This is a genomic window from Oceaniglobus ichthyenteri, from assembly GCF_003057885.1.
In the GTDB taxonomy this organism is placed as follows: domain Bacteria; phylum Pseudomonadota; class Alphaproteobacteria; order Rhodobacterales; family Rhodobacteraceae; genus Oceaniglobus; species Oceaniglobus ichthyenteri.
The window spans coordinates 104757-122628 of record NZ_QAGK01000003.1 but is presented as its reverse complement, the minus strand read 5'-3'; the positions used below and the strand labels follow the sequence as shown (position 1 = coordinate 122628).

Sequence of the window (17872 nt, the reverse complement as noted above, 5' to 3'; positions counted from 1 at the left end):
GGTTCAATCCTTTTGTAATGATGGTTCGGGGGCGCAGACAGACAATGTGGCGGCCTGACCCAAGGGAAGAGGTAAATCAATTTCAACGCTCTGCGCGCCACCGGGCCACAGACCGGTCAACGGCATGTAAAACCGCCCGTTCAGGCGCAGGCGTTCGCCCCGTTCAATGGTTTTGGTGCGGTTGCGCCCGGCGGCGTTGGCAAACCGGAACGTCGCCTTGGCCATGGCCCCGGTGCCGGTGTCCAGAAACAGGGTGTGATCGGGGCCCAAATCCGGTGGCAACGTGGCAGTCAGGCGCGCACGATCATCGCCGATGGTGATATCCACCGGCTGTGCGCAGCCGCGCACGGCGGCGATCAGTTCGCGCATCGGGCCGCTGCCATTTTGCGCCAGATTCGCATAGATCGGGTTTTCCCACACCAGAAACGCGGGCGGCGCGGTCTGAAAATCGTCGGACGTCAGATAGGATGTGATTGCGCCATACTGACCACCGCCGGTGATCGCGTAATTCACCACCTCAACCCCGGCATGTTGTGCCACAAAGCCCGGAAAATTGCTGACCGCGAGATCGGTAAACGACGTACCGACCAAGGCAACAGGCAATTGGCTGGCCGGGTCGCGGGCCACGCCCGCATCCGCGCCCAGCCCGATATCAAGCGCGGTGTCGTCCAATCCGATATCAAGCAGCGTATCGTCCAGCCCGATATCCAGCGGTTCGTCTTCCAGCCCGATATCCAGCAATGTCTCGTCGTTCAGCCCGATATCAAGGGTGCCGCCCGCCATGGCCGCGCCGGTGCTGGCGACGCGGGTTTCATAGGTCATGGTCACCGGTTCGGGCAGGGTTTCGATACAGCGACGTTGCAAAATCCGGCGCATACCCGAAAACGCCGTTTTCTCACCCATCTCAACGGTTTCATGGGTGGTTTTGGTCAGGCTGTCATAGATCGGTTGTGCCTTCAGCACCTCGGCCACGGCCATCGCGCCCAATTCGGCACCAAACGCATTCCAATGTGTATCGGTGCCGAAAAATGTGTGACGGCCCGCGCCACCCTGAACCATGGCGGCGCGCAGATCCACGGTGATGACACCGGCAGCGTCAAGTTGGCGTAAGATATCGCGCTGCACCTCCGTTGCCACGGTCAGGTCAAACCCCATCAGGCGGGCGCGTTCAGGCAGCCAATCGGGCATGGTCACCGCTTTGGTCGGGACCGGCGCGAACACCAATGTGGTGCCCCGTTCGGCCAAAGCGCGCGACAGTTCGGCCAGATTGGCAACGGTCGCCTGAGAAAACGGGCGATCCATCCGCAGGTCTGAAACCATGCGGAAAAACACACCGTCGTGCCCCTCAAGCGTGGCCAGATCGGCATCGGTTTCCAACCCCGAACAGCCAAAGGCGCTGTCGGCCATGGCAGATGTGGTTGACAGACCCACAAGAGCGGTGAGCGCCAGAATGCGCAATCGTCCAATCATCCGTTTGGCTCCTCAACCGGTGAAAGGGTCTGAATGCGCGCCGCAAGCACCGGCAAAAGATTGCCCGCGATCAACTTTATGCGCACCGAATCCGCTGTCTCGGCGGCGCGCAGATGGGTTTGCGCACGGGCCAATGCGGCCGGATCATCCCATCCAGTCTGAATCAGATCCCCCGCCAGTTGCAGCGCGATCACCGCATTGCTTTTGCCCTGCCCCGCCGTGGCCAATTCTGCAATCGCGCCCGGCATCGGGCCAAACGGGTGTCCGGTGCGGTGAAACTCCATCATTGCCGCCGAGGCCACCGGATTGCCTGCTTTGGCATAGGCCATCACGATATCTTGCAGCATCCGCAACCGCGCAGGCCCGGCCTTGGCCGGATCAACCTGTTTCAGGGTGCGTACCAGCCCGAACAGCCCGACAACCCGCCCGGTTGACGCGGCCAGCCCGTAATAATGCGCCAGATTTTCGGGTGCGGCACTGTGCCCCTCCTCCTCAAGCTGGGCAATCAAACGCAGGGCGGCGATGCCATCGCCGGCATCGGCCAAGGCGCGCAAGGCGTCGATGGTTACGGGCAAATCGTCAACCATCCGTTCGCGCGTGGTTCTGAGAGATTGAGTGGGTAAATCGCGCCCGCTGCGCACGCCGCGTGTCAGGGTCACGGAAATCTTGCGCGCCTCGGCGTCATAACCGCCCAGCCGCGTCAGATCAAGAAGTGGTGGCGCAGGATCGGCCAATACAGGCAGGGCCAAGGTTGCGGCAATCATCCCCGCCAGCAGGCGCTTGTATACAGAGTGCCGTTTCATTCCGCCCCCTTCATCGCCGGATCGGTCAGATAGCGCACCGGAATTTCCCAAATCACCACCTCGGGCAGGGCCAGCGGATCAAGCGTGGCAAGATATGCCGCCATGGGGGCAAATGGCCCCTGCCCCTGTTCGGCATGGTTCACCACATCGCGGCTCAGCTCCAGCTTCAGCGCCTCGGCAAAGCTCCAATTCGGGTTGGCGGAATAGGATGTGCCAACCAGATCAATGCCGCCGCCATCCCCGCCAAACAGGTCAAGCACACCGGTTTCAACACTCTGCGCCACGGCGGTATAGGGCGTGACGGTTTCACGCGACAGGCCGACAAAGGGCGCAAGTGCGTCGGATGTGATATAGCTGACCAAATCACCGGCAAAGATGATTTCGCGGCCGGTTTCGATGGTAAAACCATCGGACCCCGGCGCAACTGTCCCGCTGGCGGCGATACTGGTGGCAACGGTGCGCGCGCCTTGCGGTGTCCAATGGGTATCGGTTGTTAAAAACGGCGCGGGGCTGGCGGCCAGGGCGGGGCGGCTATCAACCACGCTGATGCCTTTGGCGCGCAGATCGGTTTGAAATGTTTGATAGAGCTGCGCAAGCGCATTTGCCGCCGCGCCATCATTGGCCCAATCGCGCATCAGATCCAGCTTTGCCGGAAGCGGCGCGACGATCAATTGCACGCCCAACCCGTCCAATTGCGCCGCCGCCCGCGCCACCTGTGCCAAAGCTGCGCCATATACCGCGCCATCAACCGCGCGGTATTCTTCCGAGGTAAACAAATGCCCCGCCTGGCCCACCACAACGCCGGGCCGCCCTTCGCTCAAAAGCAGATACCGCGCCGCGCCGATCACGCCGATTGAGGGGGCCTTGTGGGGCAGGTTCTCACGATACAGCCCATCAATGGCGGCTGTTATTTGACCGTTCAACAGCCCTTGGGCAGTGGGCAGCATGGCATTCGGGGCCGTGAACAACGACAGATTGGCCAACAGGGCATATCCGAAAAACGCCACCGGTACGGTCAGTTTCAGGGCCAGATTTGGAGTGGGAAACATCATCGCATTAACCCTTAGAAGTGGAAATAAAGGAACGGGGAATAGCTTTGCTCGGCCAGTTTCATCACCGTGAACACGCCCAAAGCGATCAGGCCCAAAGATACCGCGCCCTGCACCATCGGGATTGCGACGGTGCCATCGGGGCGAATGGCGAAATCGCGTCGCGCCTCAAACAGCGTCCAGGCGCGGGGTTCGACAATGCAAATCACCACCGCCAGACAGGTAAACGCCAGACTTTCGCGCGTCACCTCAAGCCACAGGGCGGGGTTGCCGACCCAACCGTTGGCCCCCAGCATGGCGGCGTAAACCTCAAACCCTTGGCCCACGTTTTCAGCGCGAAACATCACCCAACCAATCAGCACGCACAGCAATGTCAGCGGCAATGCCCAAGGCAGGCGGGCGGCGCGGCGATCATGGCCGGTGGCCCGCTCAACCGCCAAAATGCCGCCATGCCACAGGCCCCACAAAACGAATGTCCAGTTCGCGCCATGCCACAGCCCGCCCAAAACCATCACTGTCATCAGGTTGGCATAGGTCCAGAGTTTGCCACGCCGGTTGCCGCCAAGCGAGATATAGAGATAATCGCGCAGCCAGTTTGAAAGCGAAATATGCCAGCGCCGCCAGAATTCGGTGATTGAGCGGCTGATATAGGGAAAGCGGAAGTTTTCAAGGAAATTGAACCCCATCATCTTGCCCAGCCCGATTGCCATATCGGAATACCCCGAAAAATCGAAATAAAGCTGAAGCATATAGGCAATGACCCCAACCCAGACCAACCCCATGCCGACATCGCCGGAATTGGCAAAGGCCAGATTGGCAAGGGGCGCGATGGCATCGGCCAACAGTACCTTTTTGGCCAGCCCGATCAGAAACCGCGCCATGCCATCGGCAAACATTTCGGCGCTGTGGGTGCGGCTTTTGAATTGATCCTCCAAATCCTTATAGCGCAGGATCGGCCCTGCAATCAGTTGTGGGAAAAGTGCGATAAAGGCGGCGAAATCAATGAACCGGGCGTCGGCCTTGGCATCGCCGCGATGCACGTCAATCAGATAGCTGAGCGCCTGAAAGATATAAAACGAAATGCCAATCGGCAGGATCAACCGCCAATGAATGCCAAGGCCCGCCGTATCGGTGCCAACCAGCGCGGCAAAGCTATCCAAGAAAAAGTTCAGGTATTTGAACACGCCCAAAACGCCCAGACATCCCGCCACGCCAATGCCCAACCACGCCTTGCCCCGCGCCGTGCCACGGTGGCGCGAAACCTTTTGCCCCACCACATAGGCAAATACCGTGGTCAGGAACAAAAGCCCCAGAAAATCAACCCGCCACCAGGCATAAAACAGGTATGAGCCCGCCAGAATGGTATAGGATTTCGTCCGCGTCGGGGTGAGGTAATACAGCGCCAGAAACAGCGGCAGAAACAGGAACAGAAAGGATTCAGACGAAAACACCATGGCTTAATCCTTTGTATCGGGGGCGCAAACGGGGGCGGGGGTCGGGGTGCCGGGCGCGCTGCCACCGGCCAGAATGATCTGCTCTTTGCCGGTCAGATCGCGCAACAGATCCGGGGTCATGAATTGCACATCCCCGGCCAGAAAGCGCGGGAACTGATCCTGAAAATCATTGCCCGACAGGGCCAGATGCCCGGCCGCTGCGGTTTCGATTCCGGTGCGGTTCATCGCAAACCGGTTGCCGGTGATTTGCGTCGTCACCTCACCGGGCAGATCGGCCACCAACAGCCCGGCACGTTTAGAGGCAATCAGAACGCTGTCGGCCAGTTTCGCGCCCTGCACACCGCGCAGGGTCACGCCCTCTTGCCGCGCCCCCAGAATTTGCAGGTTGCGCATCGACAGACAGGCCGAGTGTTCGGCCCGCACACCGTTGTGACGGGGCCGCCAGATTGTCACATTGCGCAGCACCGTGTCGCCACTGCCCGCCAACAGCGCGATGCCGCTTTCGCGGGGCTGAAAGATTTCGCTGTCCCGAATATCGGTGCCCGTTGCCCCCGCCGCCAGACGGATCGCATCACCCGACGCCCCGTCGGTAAATATATTGTCGGCGATCTGTGCCCCATGTGTTGCGCGCAGGATCAACGCGGTGCGGCGCGGATCAACAAACCGGTTGTTTGTGATAGAAACCCCTGCCCCGCCGACAAACACCGCTGACCCGACATCGCGCAGGATTGACCCCGTCAAAACCGAAGGCCGGTCAGTGGGGTAAAGCCCACTGATCATAACAGAAAGTCCGGCAAATGTCAGATCAGCGCCAAAACCAAGGCCGGCAAAATAGCCATTATCGGCGGCCATCACCCCCTGCCCTGCCGTAACGACAAAGGGAGCAAAAGAGGCCGCATCATTGCCCGGACCTGCGGCAATGATTCCACCGCCATTTATGGTAAGTGCGCCGAAATTAACCACAAACGCACCCGCTGCCCGGTTCAGACTCAGCACTGCGCCCTGATCCAACAACAGCTCCGCGCCCTGCTCGATAATCAACGGTATGCCCAGGCCGTGTTCGCCCACCGCACCCGGGAACAACTGCTGTGCCTTGGCCAACAGACCGGGCAACGTGGCCTGACCTGCGGCCAGCGACAAAGCCACGGGATCACGCCCGCCCTGCGCCGCCAGAATGATTTTGCGGCCTTCGGTTTCATCTGTGCGCGCCAGTTTCAACAGCGCAACGCGCAAATCGGATGTGACCAGATGTGCCGTGGTTTTTGCAGAAACCGCGCCCGCGGCCTTGCCAGTTGGTGCCTTGATCGCGCGGGTCTGTTTGATCAGGGTGTGATAGCGCGCCTCGATCTCGGCCAGGATTGGTTCGATGGGTTGGGCCGCCCCTGTCTGGGCGATCATCAACAGCATCGCCAGCGCCGTCAGCACGCCACGCATCCGGCGCCGGAACGCAACCGCGATGATCTCTGGCAGGTTTGGCGGGCTGTACACTTTTTCTATCGGTCCTGTTGAAATTTCAAAGTCTCGGTTTAATGCAGAAACGATGGCAACAAATTGCGCCGGAATCGCAGGCGCGCCACCTGACCCGGTGCCACGTTCGTTGTGTCATCCAACGTCATTTCCACCCGTACCGTGCGATCACCATCATCGGGCGATGGCAGGATTTCGGGGGTGACCGGCACAACGGTGCCATTCGCCAACACCAATTCGGCCTGCTGCCCCGACACCAGTTTCACAGCGCCTTCGGCACTGATTTCCGTGTTGGCCACCAGCCCCGCATCACCCGATGCCAGCCGCACAATCGGCGTGCCGGTCATGATTGTGGCCCCTTCAACGAAATTGCGCATCGGCAGGATGGTGCAATCACAGGGCATTTTAACGCTCAGGTAATCGCCCGAATTGGCCAGGATGGAATACACCACCTCGCCCTTGGCGGCGTTCGGATCGGCATAGGTCAATTGCCCGGCCGCCGTCGCCATCAGGGTCTGGCCCGGCGCGGTCACGGTCACGGGCCGCGCCTCATAGGAAAATACCACCCGTTCATGCGCAAGGTTCAGCGCAATCAGCGCCAGACCGGCGGTCAGGGCAATCACGATGCCACGCCGCACCACGTTCTGGATCTTATGCGACAAACCGGGCGTTTGGGCGGCTGCCTTTTCCTTGACACTCAGTGGGCCGGTATAGCCCATGAAGCCGCCCAAAGACACGATATCACCCGCGATATAACTGTTGAGAACATAGCGCAGCGGTGCCAGATGTTCGCCCGTGGGTTCGGTGAAATGCAGGGTATAGGTGTCATCCTCGTTGCCGTTTTCGACCCAGGCATCGACATACAACAGTACCGCAAACCCCGAAAAATTCAGCCGCAGCGCCATGGCAACAACGGTGCCGTCCACCCCTGTCGGCATTGCGCCGGAAACGACCGCACTGGTCAACGACAGGCTGCGCCCGGTCAGCATTTGCGTGCCGATCAATGCCGTGAACGGCACCTCAAGTTGCGGATGCTCGCCCTTGTGGGCGAACCCCGCAGGCAGGGCAACGGCGCTGTCGGGCGGCTGCAAATCGGCATGTTTCATAAAATTCAGGCTTTCGCGTGGTAATGGTGTTTTCGTCGGCTCATCCAAAATCAAAGGCCGCCCGCAAGATAAAGAAGGCCGACCAAAAGCCAGCCAAAGGTAAGACATGTCATGTAAATGGAACTGGCCGCGATCACCCGCTGGCCGGTGGTCTGGCGCGCGGCCACGGCATTGGTCGATTGGCGCGTCCATTTTTGCCGATCAAGACGGAACAGAACAAAACTCTTGATCAGTGCGCCATAAAGCTGACTGAAATACAAAAGGAACGGAAAGGTAATGGGAAAGCCAAGCCGACCGCGAAAGGCGGTAATCAGCGTGACGTATATATATCGTGTCAGCATGATCCAGGCGACATAGGCCGCAATCAGGGCAACATCATAAAACAGCGCCGCCATCAGCGCCAAGGCCGGCCCCGCAATCGTGGTCCAGATCGAGACCCGCTGATCCAGAATCGACCACCAGGTGAAAAATCCGATCCTGAGCGGTGACAGTTTCAATGCCCGCCCGTTGGTGCGCAGCATGTTGCCAAACCACCGCACGGTCAGCACCCGCGCCGAGGCATAGAATGTGGGCAAGGGTTGGGTTTCGGCCGATTGTGACCGGACATCGGGCAGATAGGCCATTTGATAGCCGTTTTTCAACAGCCAGAACCAGGTTGATTTATCATCCCCGGTCAAAAAGTTCACCCGCCCAAGGCGCAAATGATCAATGTAATCCGATTGCACCTGTTCGATGAAATCGGGGTTCGTGGCCAGACTGGCGCGAAATGCCGACATCCGGCCCGTCAGGGTCAGAACACGTTTTGACAGGCCCATCGAACACATCATGATCTGGCGCTGATCAAAACGCAGTTCGAACCAATCGCGAAACAGCCCTTGATCGGGAATTGCCACCGCCTCGTCCGTGGTCAGCGCGCCGATTTTCGGGTCGCTGAAAACCGGGACGATTTCTTCGATGATGTCGTGGGGCACAGTGGTGTCGCCATCGGCAATCAACAGCACATCGTGCTGTGTCGGATAATGCCGCGCGATAATCCGCAAGGACCGCGCCAGCGCGTCACGCTTGCCGGTGGCCGGTATCCGGTCAATGATCAGTTTGACTGGCGCCCGCGCCGCTGGTGATGCCTCGAAAAGCTGTCGGATCAACCGCTCGTCCGCGCCATCGACAACCGACGCCACAACCGTTGCGCCATCGCGGGCCTGTGCGGCGGCCTGAAACAGGGCGCGATACACCACAATCGTGGTTTCCGGCGCAATCATGTAGGATGTCATCAACATATAAGCATGGGACAAATGCCCCGAGCGTTCAAACCGCGCCCGCGCCGCCGCCTTGCGCCGGGGGTGGGCCACGGTGCGAAACCAGAAGGCGCGGCTAAAGTTGATTGCGCCCCAAGTATAGCGCCACGTGCCCAACAACCCGATACCGATTATCGCCGCCGGAGCCGCGCCCAACAGATCTTTCGACATGACCGATCCAAGGATCATGACCACCGAAAGATACGCGATATGGGCAAAAACAAGCACGTGCCGTCACTTCTGCCCTTGGGCAAAAGATGAGCGTGCTTGCGCCAAACGCAATTCTTTGGTGGTCCTGCACCAGTACATACTGCCCTCATTTTGCCTGACGCATCTTTCGTGTGCGCGTTTGAGAGATTTCACATCTAAATAAGGACAGAATGGGGCGGAACGGCAGGTTTTGTTTCGATATTCCAAACAGTGCAATAATACCACATATATCGGGCATTTTTACAACCTATGGCAGTTTGTGCCAAATCTCTTGCCGCTTAAGGGCGCAAGCGATGCATTTTTTCGCCCCACTGTCCCGACCGATCAGGTGATTTGTAACAAAAATCATCAGGCCCAGCGGAAGGTCAGCCGGGGCGATATGCGAATCGGAAACGCCGGGCGGTGCCAGAAAAACGCGTGTGGGCCCCGAAAAATTTTACTCTGTATACAGCGGTATACTGTCGACGTTTTCAACTGGGTCGGGTATGAGGGGGAAAATCCACTCTCAAGGAGTATCCAATGTCCGATATCATCTATACCAAGGTTGACGAAGCCCCCGAACTGGCCTCGGCGTCGTTTCTTCCGATCATTCAGAAATTTGCGGCGGCGGCGGGCGTTTCTGTCGGCACAAAGGATATCAGCCTGGCAGGCCGGATCCTGGCCGCTTTCCCCGAACATCTGAAAGAGGCACAGCGCCATTCCGATGATCTGGCCGAACTGGGCCGTCTGGTCAAAACAGCCGAGGCCAACATCATCAAGCTGCCAAATATCTCGGCGTCCGTGCCGCAGTTGACGGCGGCGATCAAGGAATTGCAATCGCAGGGGTTTGCCCTGCCCGATTATCCCGAAACACCCGAAACTGACGCCGAAAAAGCCGTGCGCGCCAAATACGACACGCTGAAAGGGTCGGCCGTGAACCCGGTCTTGCGCGAAGGCAACTCGGACCGTCGCGCCGCCAAGGCGGTGAAAAGCTTTGCCCAGAAAAACCCGCACCGCATGGGCGATTGGTCGGCAGACAGCAAAACCCACGTTTCCACCATGTCGGGCGGTGATTTCTTTTCAAACGAGGTGTCGGCCACCTTGGACAAGGACACAACAGCCAAGATCGTGCTGGTAAATGACGCCGGTGAAACCGTGTTGAAAGACGGGCTCAGCTATCCCGCGGGCACAGTTGTCGACGCCACATTCATGAGCGCCTCGGCGCTGAGATCATTCCTGGCCGATCAGATCGAAAAGACCAAAGCCGAAGGCACGCTGTTTTCGCTGCACCTCAAGGCGACGATGATGAAAGTGTCCGATCCGATCATTTTCGGCCACGCGGTCAAGGCATTTCTTGCGCCGGTCTTTGACAAACATGCCAAAGCCCTGGCCGATCTGGGCGTGAATCCCAATTCGGGGCTGGGCGATATTCTGGCACGGGTCAAGGACAGCCCCGAAATTCAGGCCGATATCGAAGCCTGCATCGCCGCGCGCCCGCCGATGTACATGGTAGATTCCGACAAGGGCATCACCAACCTGCATGTATCGTCAGACGTGATCATCGATGCCTCAATGCCCGCCCTGATCCGCGCAGGCGGCAAAGGATGGGGGCCGGATGGCAAGGAATCCGATGCAAATTGCGTGATTCCCGATAACTCCTATGCGCCCGTTTACGACGAAACCATCAAGTTTTTCAAAGAAAACGGCAAACTGAACCCGGCCACCGCCGGCACGGTGCAAAACGTCGGCCTGATGGCGCAAAAGGCCGAAGAATACGGATCGCACCCGACCACGTTTGAAATCCCCCATGCCGGAACCGTCAGGATGATTCTGGATGATGGCACCGTATTGCACGAACACCAGGTTGAGGCCGGTGACATCTGGCGCTCGGCCTCGGCGCGCAAGGCCCCCATCGAAGACTGGGTCAATCTGGCCATCGACCGGCAAAAGGCCGAAGGCTGCCGCGCTATTTTCTGGCTGGATGCGGCGCGCGCCCATGACGCCGAACTGATCGCTTATGTCGAACCGATCCTCAAGGCAAAGGGCGTCGCCGACAAGTTTGAAATCATGGCCCCGCGCGAAGCCACCCGCGCCTCGTTCGAGACAATTACAAAGGGTGAAAACACCATTGCCATCACCGGCAACGTTCTGCGCGATTACCTGACCGATCTTTTCCCGATCCTTGAACTGGCAACATCGGCCAAAATGCTTTCCATCGTCAAACTGATGAATGGCGGCGGGTTGTTTGAAACCGGCGCGGGCGGGTCCGCCCCAAAACATGTTCAACAATTGGTCGAAGAAAACCACCTGCGCTGGGACAGTTTAGGCGAATTCTGCGCGCTTGGTGAAAGCCTGACGTTTCTTGCCGACTCCAAGGGCAACGAAAAAGCCCGCGTTCTGGGCGAGGCCGTCGTCGATGCGACCCAGGGCATTCTGGACAATGGCCGATCACCGTCGCGCAAAGTCGGCGAGCCGGACAACCGCGACAGCCACTATTGGTTCGCCCGGTACTGGGCCGAAGCCCTGGCCGCACAAACCACCGATACCGACCTGGCCACCCATTTCGCACCCATCGCCGAGGCCCTGGCATCAAACGAGGAAAAGATCCTGTCCGAGTTGGTAAGCGCGCAAGGGCATTCAGTGGATCTTGGCGGATATTACCACACCGACGCCAAGAAAACCGCAGCTGTGATGCGCCCATCGGCCACGCTGAACGCCATCATCGGCTAAGCGGCTTATAAACTTATGGGCCACGCTTCGCGCGGGGCGTGGCCCATTGTCAGCATATACTGACGGGCCAAAAGCCGGAGCCAAAAGAACGTTGTGGCTTAGCCAAACCATTGCGCCCATAATCCCGCAGCCCAGAACATCAGCGACAGGATGATCAGGAGAAGCCCGATACCGATCCGGTCACGCAGGGCAAAAACGATCGGATCATAATCCTGTTTGCCGTAATATCCCAACGCGACCATCCGGATCAGCCACGCGGTGATCGGGATAAGCGTAAGCCATAAAATCCACGTGGTCGGGTACAGTGACCTGCCCTGATCGCTGATCGAATACAGGGTGAAAATCGCCAGGGCACCGGCGATACCCAGACCCGACATGTTCAACAAATCACTGCGATCCTTGCGCCCATACCCACGGCCCGGAAGCGGTTCATCCCCCGTGGCCAGGGCAAGTTCGGTCATGCGTTTTACACAGCCAAGAGTAAGGAAAACCGGGAAAATGAAAATGAGCATATAGATCGACACATCCACAGCGCTGGCCGCCGCCCCCGCCACAACACGCAGGGTATATAGCGCGGCAAGGGTGAACACATCGACCCAACGCATCCGTTTCAGTTTCAAAGAATAAGCCAGCGACAGCACCATATAAACAACGATCACCGCCAAAAATGCCCCGCCCAGCGCGACCCCGATACCCAAGGCAAGCACCGCCAGAAGCGTGCTGGCGATCATTCCGATCCGGATCGGAACCTTGCCGGTGGCAAAGGGGCGGTTGCGTTTGGTCGGGTGTAGGCGGTCTGCTTCAAGATCCAGCAGATCATTGATGATATAAATCGACGACGCCGCAGCCGAAAATGCGATAATGCCGGTCAGCACAAGCAACAGTGTGTCAAGGCTGAAATCATGGGCGGCAATCATCGGCAGGATCAAAAGCGAGTTTTTGACCCATTGATGGGGTCGCACCGCGCGTTTGAGATCGCGCCACGCCCAGCCGCCCCTGACCTGATGGGTTGGGTGGCCTTTGGATTGCAAATCCTTTGCAATCTTGTCGTGCTGTCCGACAAGGATGGCAGTTTCGGCGGTTTCCCACACCGGGATATCGGCCGGTTCATTGCCGGCATAATGGTATCCGCCTGCGCCGAATGCCTCGATCAAGGCATCGGCCTTGTGCGCGCCTTTCAGGTTGTGACCGGCATGCGAGGCGAAAACCCGTGGCGACAGATCGTGTTCGCGTGCAAGATCTTGAACAAGCGTCCGGTGCGAGGCCGAGGCCAGAATCACCTCGGCTCCGGTATCGCTGGCGGCCTTGGCGATTTCGGCCATTTCGGGGTGAACCGGCAACAAATCAACACGCAACGGTGCAATTTCCGCCAGACGTTCCTTTAACAGGGCCGGATGGCGAAAATTACCAACGGTCACACGCAACGTTGCGATTGGATCATGCCCCAGACAGGCCCAAAACGATTCAAACAACATATCGGTGCGCAGGAATGTGCCATCCACATCCAGGATCAACGGCTTTGGCTCAGCCATTCGTCGAAGACCGGTTGCCGACAAACACACAGCCATCCGTGATCAATTGGGGTGGCGTCAGGCACAGGCCTTTGGCGACGGCCCAGGCGGCCAGAACCTTTGGCACATAGCCCCGAGTTTCGGCAAAGGGCGGCACGCCGCCGTGTTTATCAACCGCCCCCTCGCCCGCATTATACCCCGCAAGGGCCAGGATGGGATCACCATCGAACCGGCCCATCAGCCAGTTCAGATAGGTCACGCCGGCACGGATGTTTTCCGCCGCGATTGTGCGGTCCTTTACACCGAACCGTTCGGCGGTGGCTGGCATCAGCTGCATCAACCCTTGCGCCCCGGCGCGGGACAATGCATCGCTTCGGCCCCCCGATTCAACGGCAATCACCGCCAGAGCAAAGGCCGGTGAAATCCGCGTGCCGACCGTGGCCGTCAGAATTTCGGTGCCGTGCCGGTCGGCAATTTCGCGCAGGGCCTGCAAACGCGGGCTGGCCACGCCGCCGCCGGGGGCGTGTTGCAACGCCAACAATGCGCTGGATACCCTTATTGCGGGTGATCCACCCTTCACCTTGGTCCAGAACCACGCATGGGCCGATGAATCCTCGCCAATACCGGGCAGATCTTCCTTGATCGCGGGGCGTGCGGTAATTCGCGCGGTTTGTGGTTGCACCTGAACCGTTATTCTTTTGACGGCCCCCGGCTTTGGCGGCTTCATCCGCTTGAATGTAAATTCGGGAAACGGCGGTGGCCCTTCGGCCATAACCGGCGCGGCCGCCAAAATGGCCGCGATTGTGATCGACGCTATAAATCTCTGCCTCATACGGTGACTGCTCCGCCCCGTTCGTGTTTTACAGAGCGTCGCAAAAAACCAACCGATGCGCCAGATTTAACCGGGTTCTGGCACCAATCCTTGGGCAACTGTTACCATTGTGGAACGCCTTGCCGATGCGATCTGCGGAATTGGAAATATTTTCGCTCATGAAACCAAATGCTTAATGGCAAGACAATACCGTTTTACCAGTGCTTAAAATATTCCACAGCTCTGCCCAAATGTCGCCCAGATTGCAGCGCCATATAGCGACATCCCGAATGCGCGGTCAGACAAAGACCGATCCGCGCAAACCGTCGGATCGGGACGCTGACTGAAACCCACCCTGAAAAGGAACTCAAAATGAAGCTGTTCAAATTCGCAAAAACATTCCGCAACGACGAAGACGGCGCTGTTACCGTTGACTGGGTTGTATTGACTGCCGCAATCGTCGGCTTGGGCATTGCCGTTCTGACTTCGGTGACATCGGGCACCAAAACCGTGACCGAAGCCGTATCTTCGCACCTGAACGGCACCACCGTCACGACCACATTCTAAACCTTGCGCACCCGCGCAAAACAAAAGGCCGCACCAAAAGGTGCGGCCTTTTTCCGTTTCACGCCGTTAAAACACCGCTCGGATGCCTTGGCATAATACCAAAACTGCCATGGTCTCGCCCCAAATGCCCTTCATAACAGGGTCATCGCACGACGCCCCGGCCCTTCAGGCCACATCCACAGGCGCCAGTGTGACCCAACGTGAAACCCAATGAGGGACATGAAATGAAACTGTTCAAGCTTGCCAAGACATTCCGCAACGATGAAGACGGTGCCGTTACCGTTGACTGGGTTGTATTGACCGCCGCCATCGTCGGACTGGGCATTGCCGTTCTGACTTCGGTCACATCGGGCACCAAAACCGTGACCGAAGCCGTATCTTCGCACCTGAACGGCACCACCGTTACAACGACATTCTGAATACTATGTCGCGCCGCCTGCTTTTGTGGCGCGACCAGTCATATAATGGTGGGCATCCTGTCCCCTCGTGAAACACGCGGGATGATACGGATATCGCAGCATTCAACACGCCAATGAAATAGTGTGAGTTTGTTAATGCCGAAAACACTGCATTCCTTCTTTCGGGACGAATCGGGTGCCACGACGGTTGATTGGGTATTGCTGACCGCTGGCCTCGTATCTCTTGCGATGGCGGTGATGGGCACATACGGCAGTGGGGCAGAGGACGTTTCCAACCACGTCAGCTCGGCCGTTGCCGCGCGGCCCACGACGATAAACTGGTAACGCCCTTCCGCGCCATAATTTTACGCGAACCGGCCCATCGCCGCATTCAAAAGGCAGGCAGCACAGCCGCCCAGACGTCGCAATAACTGCGCATTCTCAGCATTATTTCGCCCCAAAGTCGCGGCAATATCGGGGCAACAGACAGCGCGCCATTATTTGGGCGCAGCGTTACGATTATGGAAAGGAATTGCCATGCGTATGATCTTTGGACTGGTGCTGATCCTCGGGCTCGGGCTTGCCGGATCTGCCGTTTACCTTGCCCGCGGATATATCGGCGAATATCAGGCCGCAATCGACGCAGAACGCGCCAACCGATCCCCATCAATTGAAACCAAAACGGTTTATGTGATGAACCGGGTTGCCCAATATGGTGAATGGTTGTCGCCCGACGATGTGCGCGCTGTGGCCTGGCCCGCCAATGCAATTCCGGGCGGTGCATTCACGGATCTGGAAACGCTGTTTCCCGACGACAATCGCAAACCCCGCGCGGTATTGCGCGCCATCGAAAAAGACGAGGCGGTTCTTGCCGTCAAGGTTACCAAACCCGGCGTGGACGCCGGCGTATCATCGCGGCTGTCGCCGGGAATGCGCGCCTTTGCGGTGCGGGTTGATGTGGCATCGGGCGTTTCGGGGTTCTTGCGCCCCGGTGATCGTGTCGATGTGTTCTGGACTGGCAATTTGCCAACCGCACGCGGCGACCGCCAAGAGGTAACGCAACTTATCGACACCGGCGTGCGTCTGGTTGGTATTGACCAATCCGCCGACGAAGACAGATCAAACCCCACCGTAGCACGGACCGTCACCGTCGAAGTGACATCGCGTCAGGTTGCCGCCTTGGCGCAGGCCCAATCAACCGGCAAACTGTCGTTGGCATTGGTCGGCGCGCAGGACACCACCATTTCCGAAGCGGTTGAAATGAACCAACGCGAATTGCTTGGTATCGAAGAAGAGCGCGTCGTTGAACGCGAGGTCGAACGTGTGTGCACCATCCGCACCCGCCGCGGCGCCGATGTTGTCGAAATTCCGGTGGCTTGCACGAATTAAGCGGGGTGTGCGAAACACGGCGCGGGCACCCAATATGGTGATCGCGCCCCAAGCCCGCGCAAAACCTATTTGGGTGTTGCGACTTATCCACATCAATCCTGCCCTTCAACACCTTGATTATTGCAAAAAAAGCGAAATCCGCGCATGGTTCGTTAAAATTCGGGCAAAAGATCCGATCCCATCCGTGATCAGAGAGGCAGGTCACATGAACATTGATAGATTTTGGAAAGCCGCATTATTAGGCTTTTCCCTTGCTGTGGCCAGCGTTCCAACTGCCAATGCCGAAACGCTGCGGGTGATGAACGGGTCGGCGTCCAGTTCGCTAAGCGTGCCGATGAACCGGGCGGTCGTTGTCGAATCGGATGTGCCGTTCGCGGAACTGTCGATCGCCAACCCCTCGATTGCCGATATTTCCACCCTGTCGGACCGAACGATTTACGTCTTGGGCAAATCGCCGGGGCGCACCACCCTGACCCTGCTGAACGCCGAAGGCCGGTTGATTACCAACGTCGAGGTGCAAGTCGCCCCCGACATCGCAGAATTCAAGGAACGCTTGCGCCAGATTTTGCCGGGCGAGCCGATCGAAGTGCGCACCGCCAATGATGGGATCGTGTTGTCGGGCGTTGTGTCGAGCATCACCAAACTGGATCGCGCGCTGGATCTGGCAAACCGATATGCCCCCGAACGGGTCAGCAATCTGATGAGCGTGGGTGGTACCCAACAGGTGATGTTGAAGGTGCGGTTTGCCGAAATGGCCCGCTCGGTGCGCAAATCTCTGTCGACTTCGTTTGCCGCGGGTGGCACCAAAGGCAGCACAGGGTTGACCCTGGGCACCGGCACCCTGGGCCAAAACAACAACGCTTTCGACATACTTAACGGTAACGGATACACCTCAAACAAGGAAAGCGAAGGGTCGCTGGCCCTGACCTTTGGCGCGGGCAGCATGCAATTTGCCGTGCTGCTTGAGGCATTGGAATCCAAAGGTGTCGTGCGCACCTTGGCCGAACCAAACCTGACCGCCCTGTCCGGGCAGGAGGCATCGTTTCTGGCCGGCGGTGAATACCCGGTGCCGGTGGTCGATGGCGAAGGTGGCGTTTCGATCAGCTATAAACCATTCGGCGTCGAACTTACCTTTACGCCCCGTGTCGTGGACAAGGATCTGATCAATCTGGAACTGAAAGCAGCGGTTTCGGGGCTGGACAATACCGTGACGTTTCAGGCCAACGGGTTTTCGGTAAACTCATTCCGGCGGCGCGAAACCAGCACCGTGGTTGAAATGCGCGACGGAGAAAGTTTCGCCATTGCCGGCCTGCTTGAGGATGATTTTCAGGATTTGTCAGGCCAGGTGCCGTGGCTTGGCGATATTCCCGTGTTGGGATCGCTGTTTCGCAGCGCCGAATACGAACGCCAGCAAAGTGAGCTGGTGATCATCATCACGCCCCATCTGGTCAGCCCCGTGCGCGGCGAAGCATTGGCATTGCCCACCGACCGGATCACATTGCCCACGGAATCAGAGCTGTTTTTGTTTGGCCGCACCACCGGATCAAACAGCAATCGGCCCACCCGGGGTGCGGCCGGCGAAGTTGCCAAGCAGGATTTTGGCGGCTCCTATGGCTATGTAATGGATTGAGGG

Annotated in this window: 15 protein-coding genes; 6 read left to right on the top strand and 9 right to left on the bottom strand. The window is 58.4% G+C overall.

Annotation, left to right across the window (positions count from 1 at the left end; all coding sequences use genetic code 11):
- Positions 1-3 precede the first annotated feature (3 nt).
- From C8265_RS06025 to C8265_RS05995, 7 genes are read right to left on the bottom strand one after another with little or no spacing between them, the layout of a single operon-like run.
- Positions 4-1470 (bottom strand): alginate O-acetyltransferase AlgX-related protein, encoded by a 1467-nt coding sequence (locus tag C8265_RS06025; protein WP_108483105.1) that lies wholly within the window; start codon positions 1468-1470, stop codon positions 4-6.
- On the bottom strand, positions 1467-2273 hold the full coding sequence (locus C8265_RS06020; RefSeq protein ID WP_126623148.1) for a hypothetical protein: 807 nt from the start codon (positions 2271-2273) through the stop codon (positions 1467-1469). The genes C8265_RS06025 and C8265_RS06020 overlap by 4 nt, the downstream gene beginning before the upstream one ends.
- The gene (locus C8265_RS06015; protein ID WP_108483103.1) at positions 2270-3325 is read right to left on the bottom strand and encodes an alginate O-acetyltransferase AlgX-related protein; all 1056 of its coding nucleotides are present in this window, start codon (positions 3323-3325) and stop codon (positions 2270-2272) included. The genes C8265_RS06020 and C8265_RS06015 overlap by 4 nt, the downstream gene beginning before the upstream one ends.
- Before the next feature lie 11 nt (positions 3326-3336).
- Positions 3337-4776 (bottom strand): MBOAT family O-acyltransferase, encoded by a 1440-nt coding sequence (locus tag C8265_RS06010; RefSeq protein ID WP_108483102.1) that lies wholly within the window; start codon positions 4774-4776, stop codon positions 3337-3339.
- 3 nt (positions 4777-4779) lie between these two features.
- Positions 4780-6264, bottom strand: coding sequence for a right-handed parallel beta-helix repeat-containing protein (locus tag C8265_RS06005; protein WP_108483101.1), 1485 nt, complete (start codon positions 6262-6264; stop codon positions 4780-4782).
- Between the two features lie 38 nt (positions 6265-6302).
- Positions 6303-7349, bottom strand: a complete 1047-nt coding sequence (locus tag C8265_RS06000) for an efflux RND transporter periplasmic adaptor subunit (protein ID WP_108483100.1) — start codon at positions 7347-7349, stop codon at positions 6303-6305.
- 50 nt (positions 7350-7399) lie between these two features.
- Positions 7400-8872, bottom strand: a complete 1473-nt coding sequence (locus C8265_RS05995) for a glycosyltransferase (protein WP_240610994.1) — start codon at positions 8870-8872, stop codon at positions 7400-7402.
- 501 nt (positions 8873-9373) lie between these two features.
- Between C8265_RS05995 and C8265_RS05990 the strand changes: the two genes are divergently transcribed.
- Positions 9374-11563 carry an NADP-dependent isocitrate dehydrogenase gene (locus C8265_RS05990; protein WP_108483099.1) on the top strand — a complete coding sequence of 730 codons (2190 nt, stop codon included), beginning with the start codon at positions 9374-9376 and terminating at the stop codon, positions 11561-11563.
- Between the two features lie 98 nt (positions 11564-11661).
- Here the strand turns inward: C8265_RS05990 and C8265_RS05985 are convergent, their stop codons facing one another.
- Positions 11662-13095 (bottom strand): UbiA family prenyltransferase, encoded by a 1434-nt coding sequence (locus C8265_RS05985; RefSeq protein ID WP_108483098.1) that lies wholly within the window; start codon positions 13093-13095, stop codon positions 11662-11664.
- The gene (locus C8265_RS05980; protein ID WP_108483097.1) at positions 13088-13906 is read right to left on the bottom strand and encodes a lytic transglycosylase domain-containing protein; all 819 of its coding nucleotides are present in this window, start codon (positions 13904-13906) and stop codon (positions 13088-13090) included. The genes C8265_RS05985 and C8265_RS05980 overlap by 8 nt, the downstream gene beginning before the upstream one ends.
- A gap of 351 nt (positions 13907-14257) precedes the next feature.
- Here C8265_RS05980 and C8265_RS05975 point away from each other — a divergent pair, with 351 nt between their 5' ends.
- From C8265_RS05975 to C8265_RS05955, 5 genes are all read left to right on the top strand, one after another.
- Positions 14258-14452 (top strand): Flp family type IVb pilin, encoded by a 195-nt coding sequence (locus C8265_RS05975; protein WP_108483096.1) that lies wholly within the window; start codon positions 14258-14260, stop codon positions 14450-14452.
- A 224-nt stretch (positions 14453-14676) separates the two neighbouring features.
- Positions 14677-14871: a Flp family type IVb pilin gene (locus tag C8265_RS05970; RefSeq protein WP_108483095.1), complete on the top strand. Its 195-nt coding sequence runs from the start codon at positions 14677-14679 to the stop codon at positions 14869-14871.
- Positions 14872-15006: 135 nt separating this feature from the next.
- Positions 15007-15195, top strand: a complete 189-nt coding sequence (locus C8265_RS05965) for a Flp family type IVb pilin (protein ID WP_108483094.1) — start codon at positions 15007-15009, stop codon at positions 15193-15195.
- Between the two features lie 192 nt (positions 15196-15387).
- On the top strand, positions 15388-16239 hold the full coding sequence (gene cpaB, locus C8265_RS05960) for a Flp pilus assembly protein CpaB (RefSeq protein WP_108483093.1): 852 nt from the start codon (positions 15388-15390) through the stop codon (positions 16237-16239).
- Between the two features lie 205 nt (positions 16240-16444).
- Positions 16445-17869, top strand: coding sequence for a type II and III secretion system protein family protein (locus C8265_RS05955; protein WP_108483330.1), 1425 nt, complete (start codon positions 16445-16447; stop codon positions 17867-17869).
- The last annotated feature ends 3 nt before the right edge of the window (positions 17870-17872 follow it).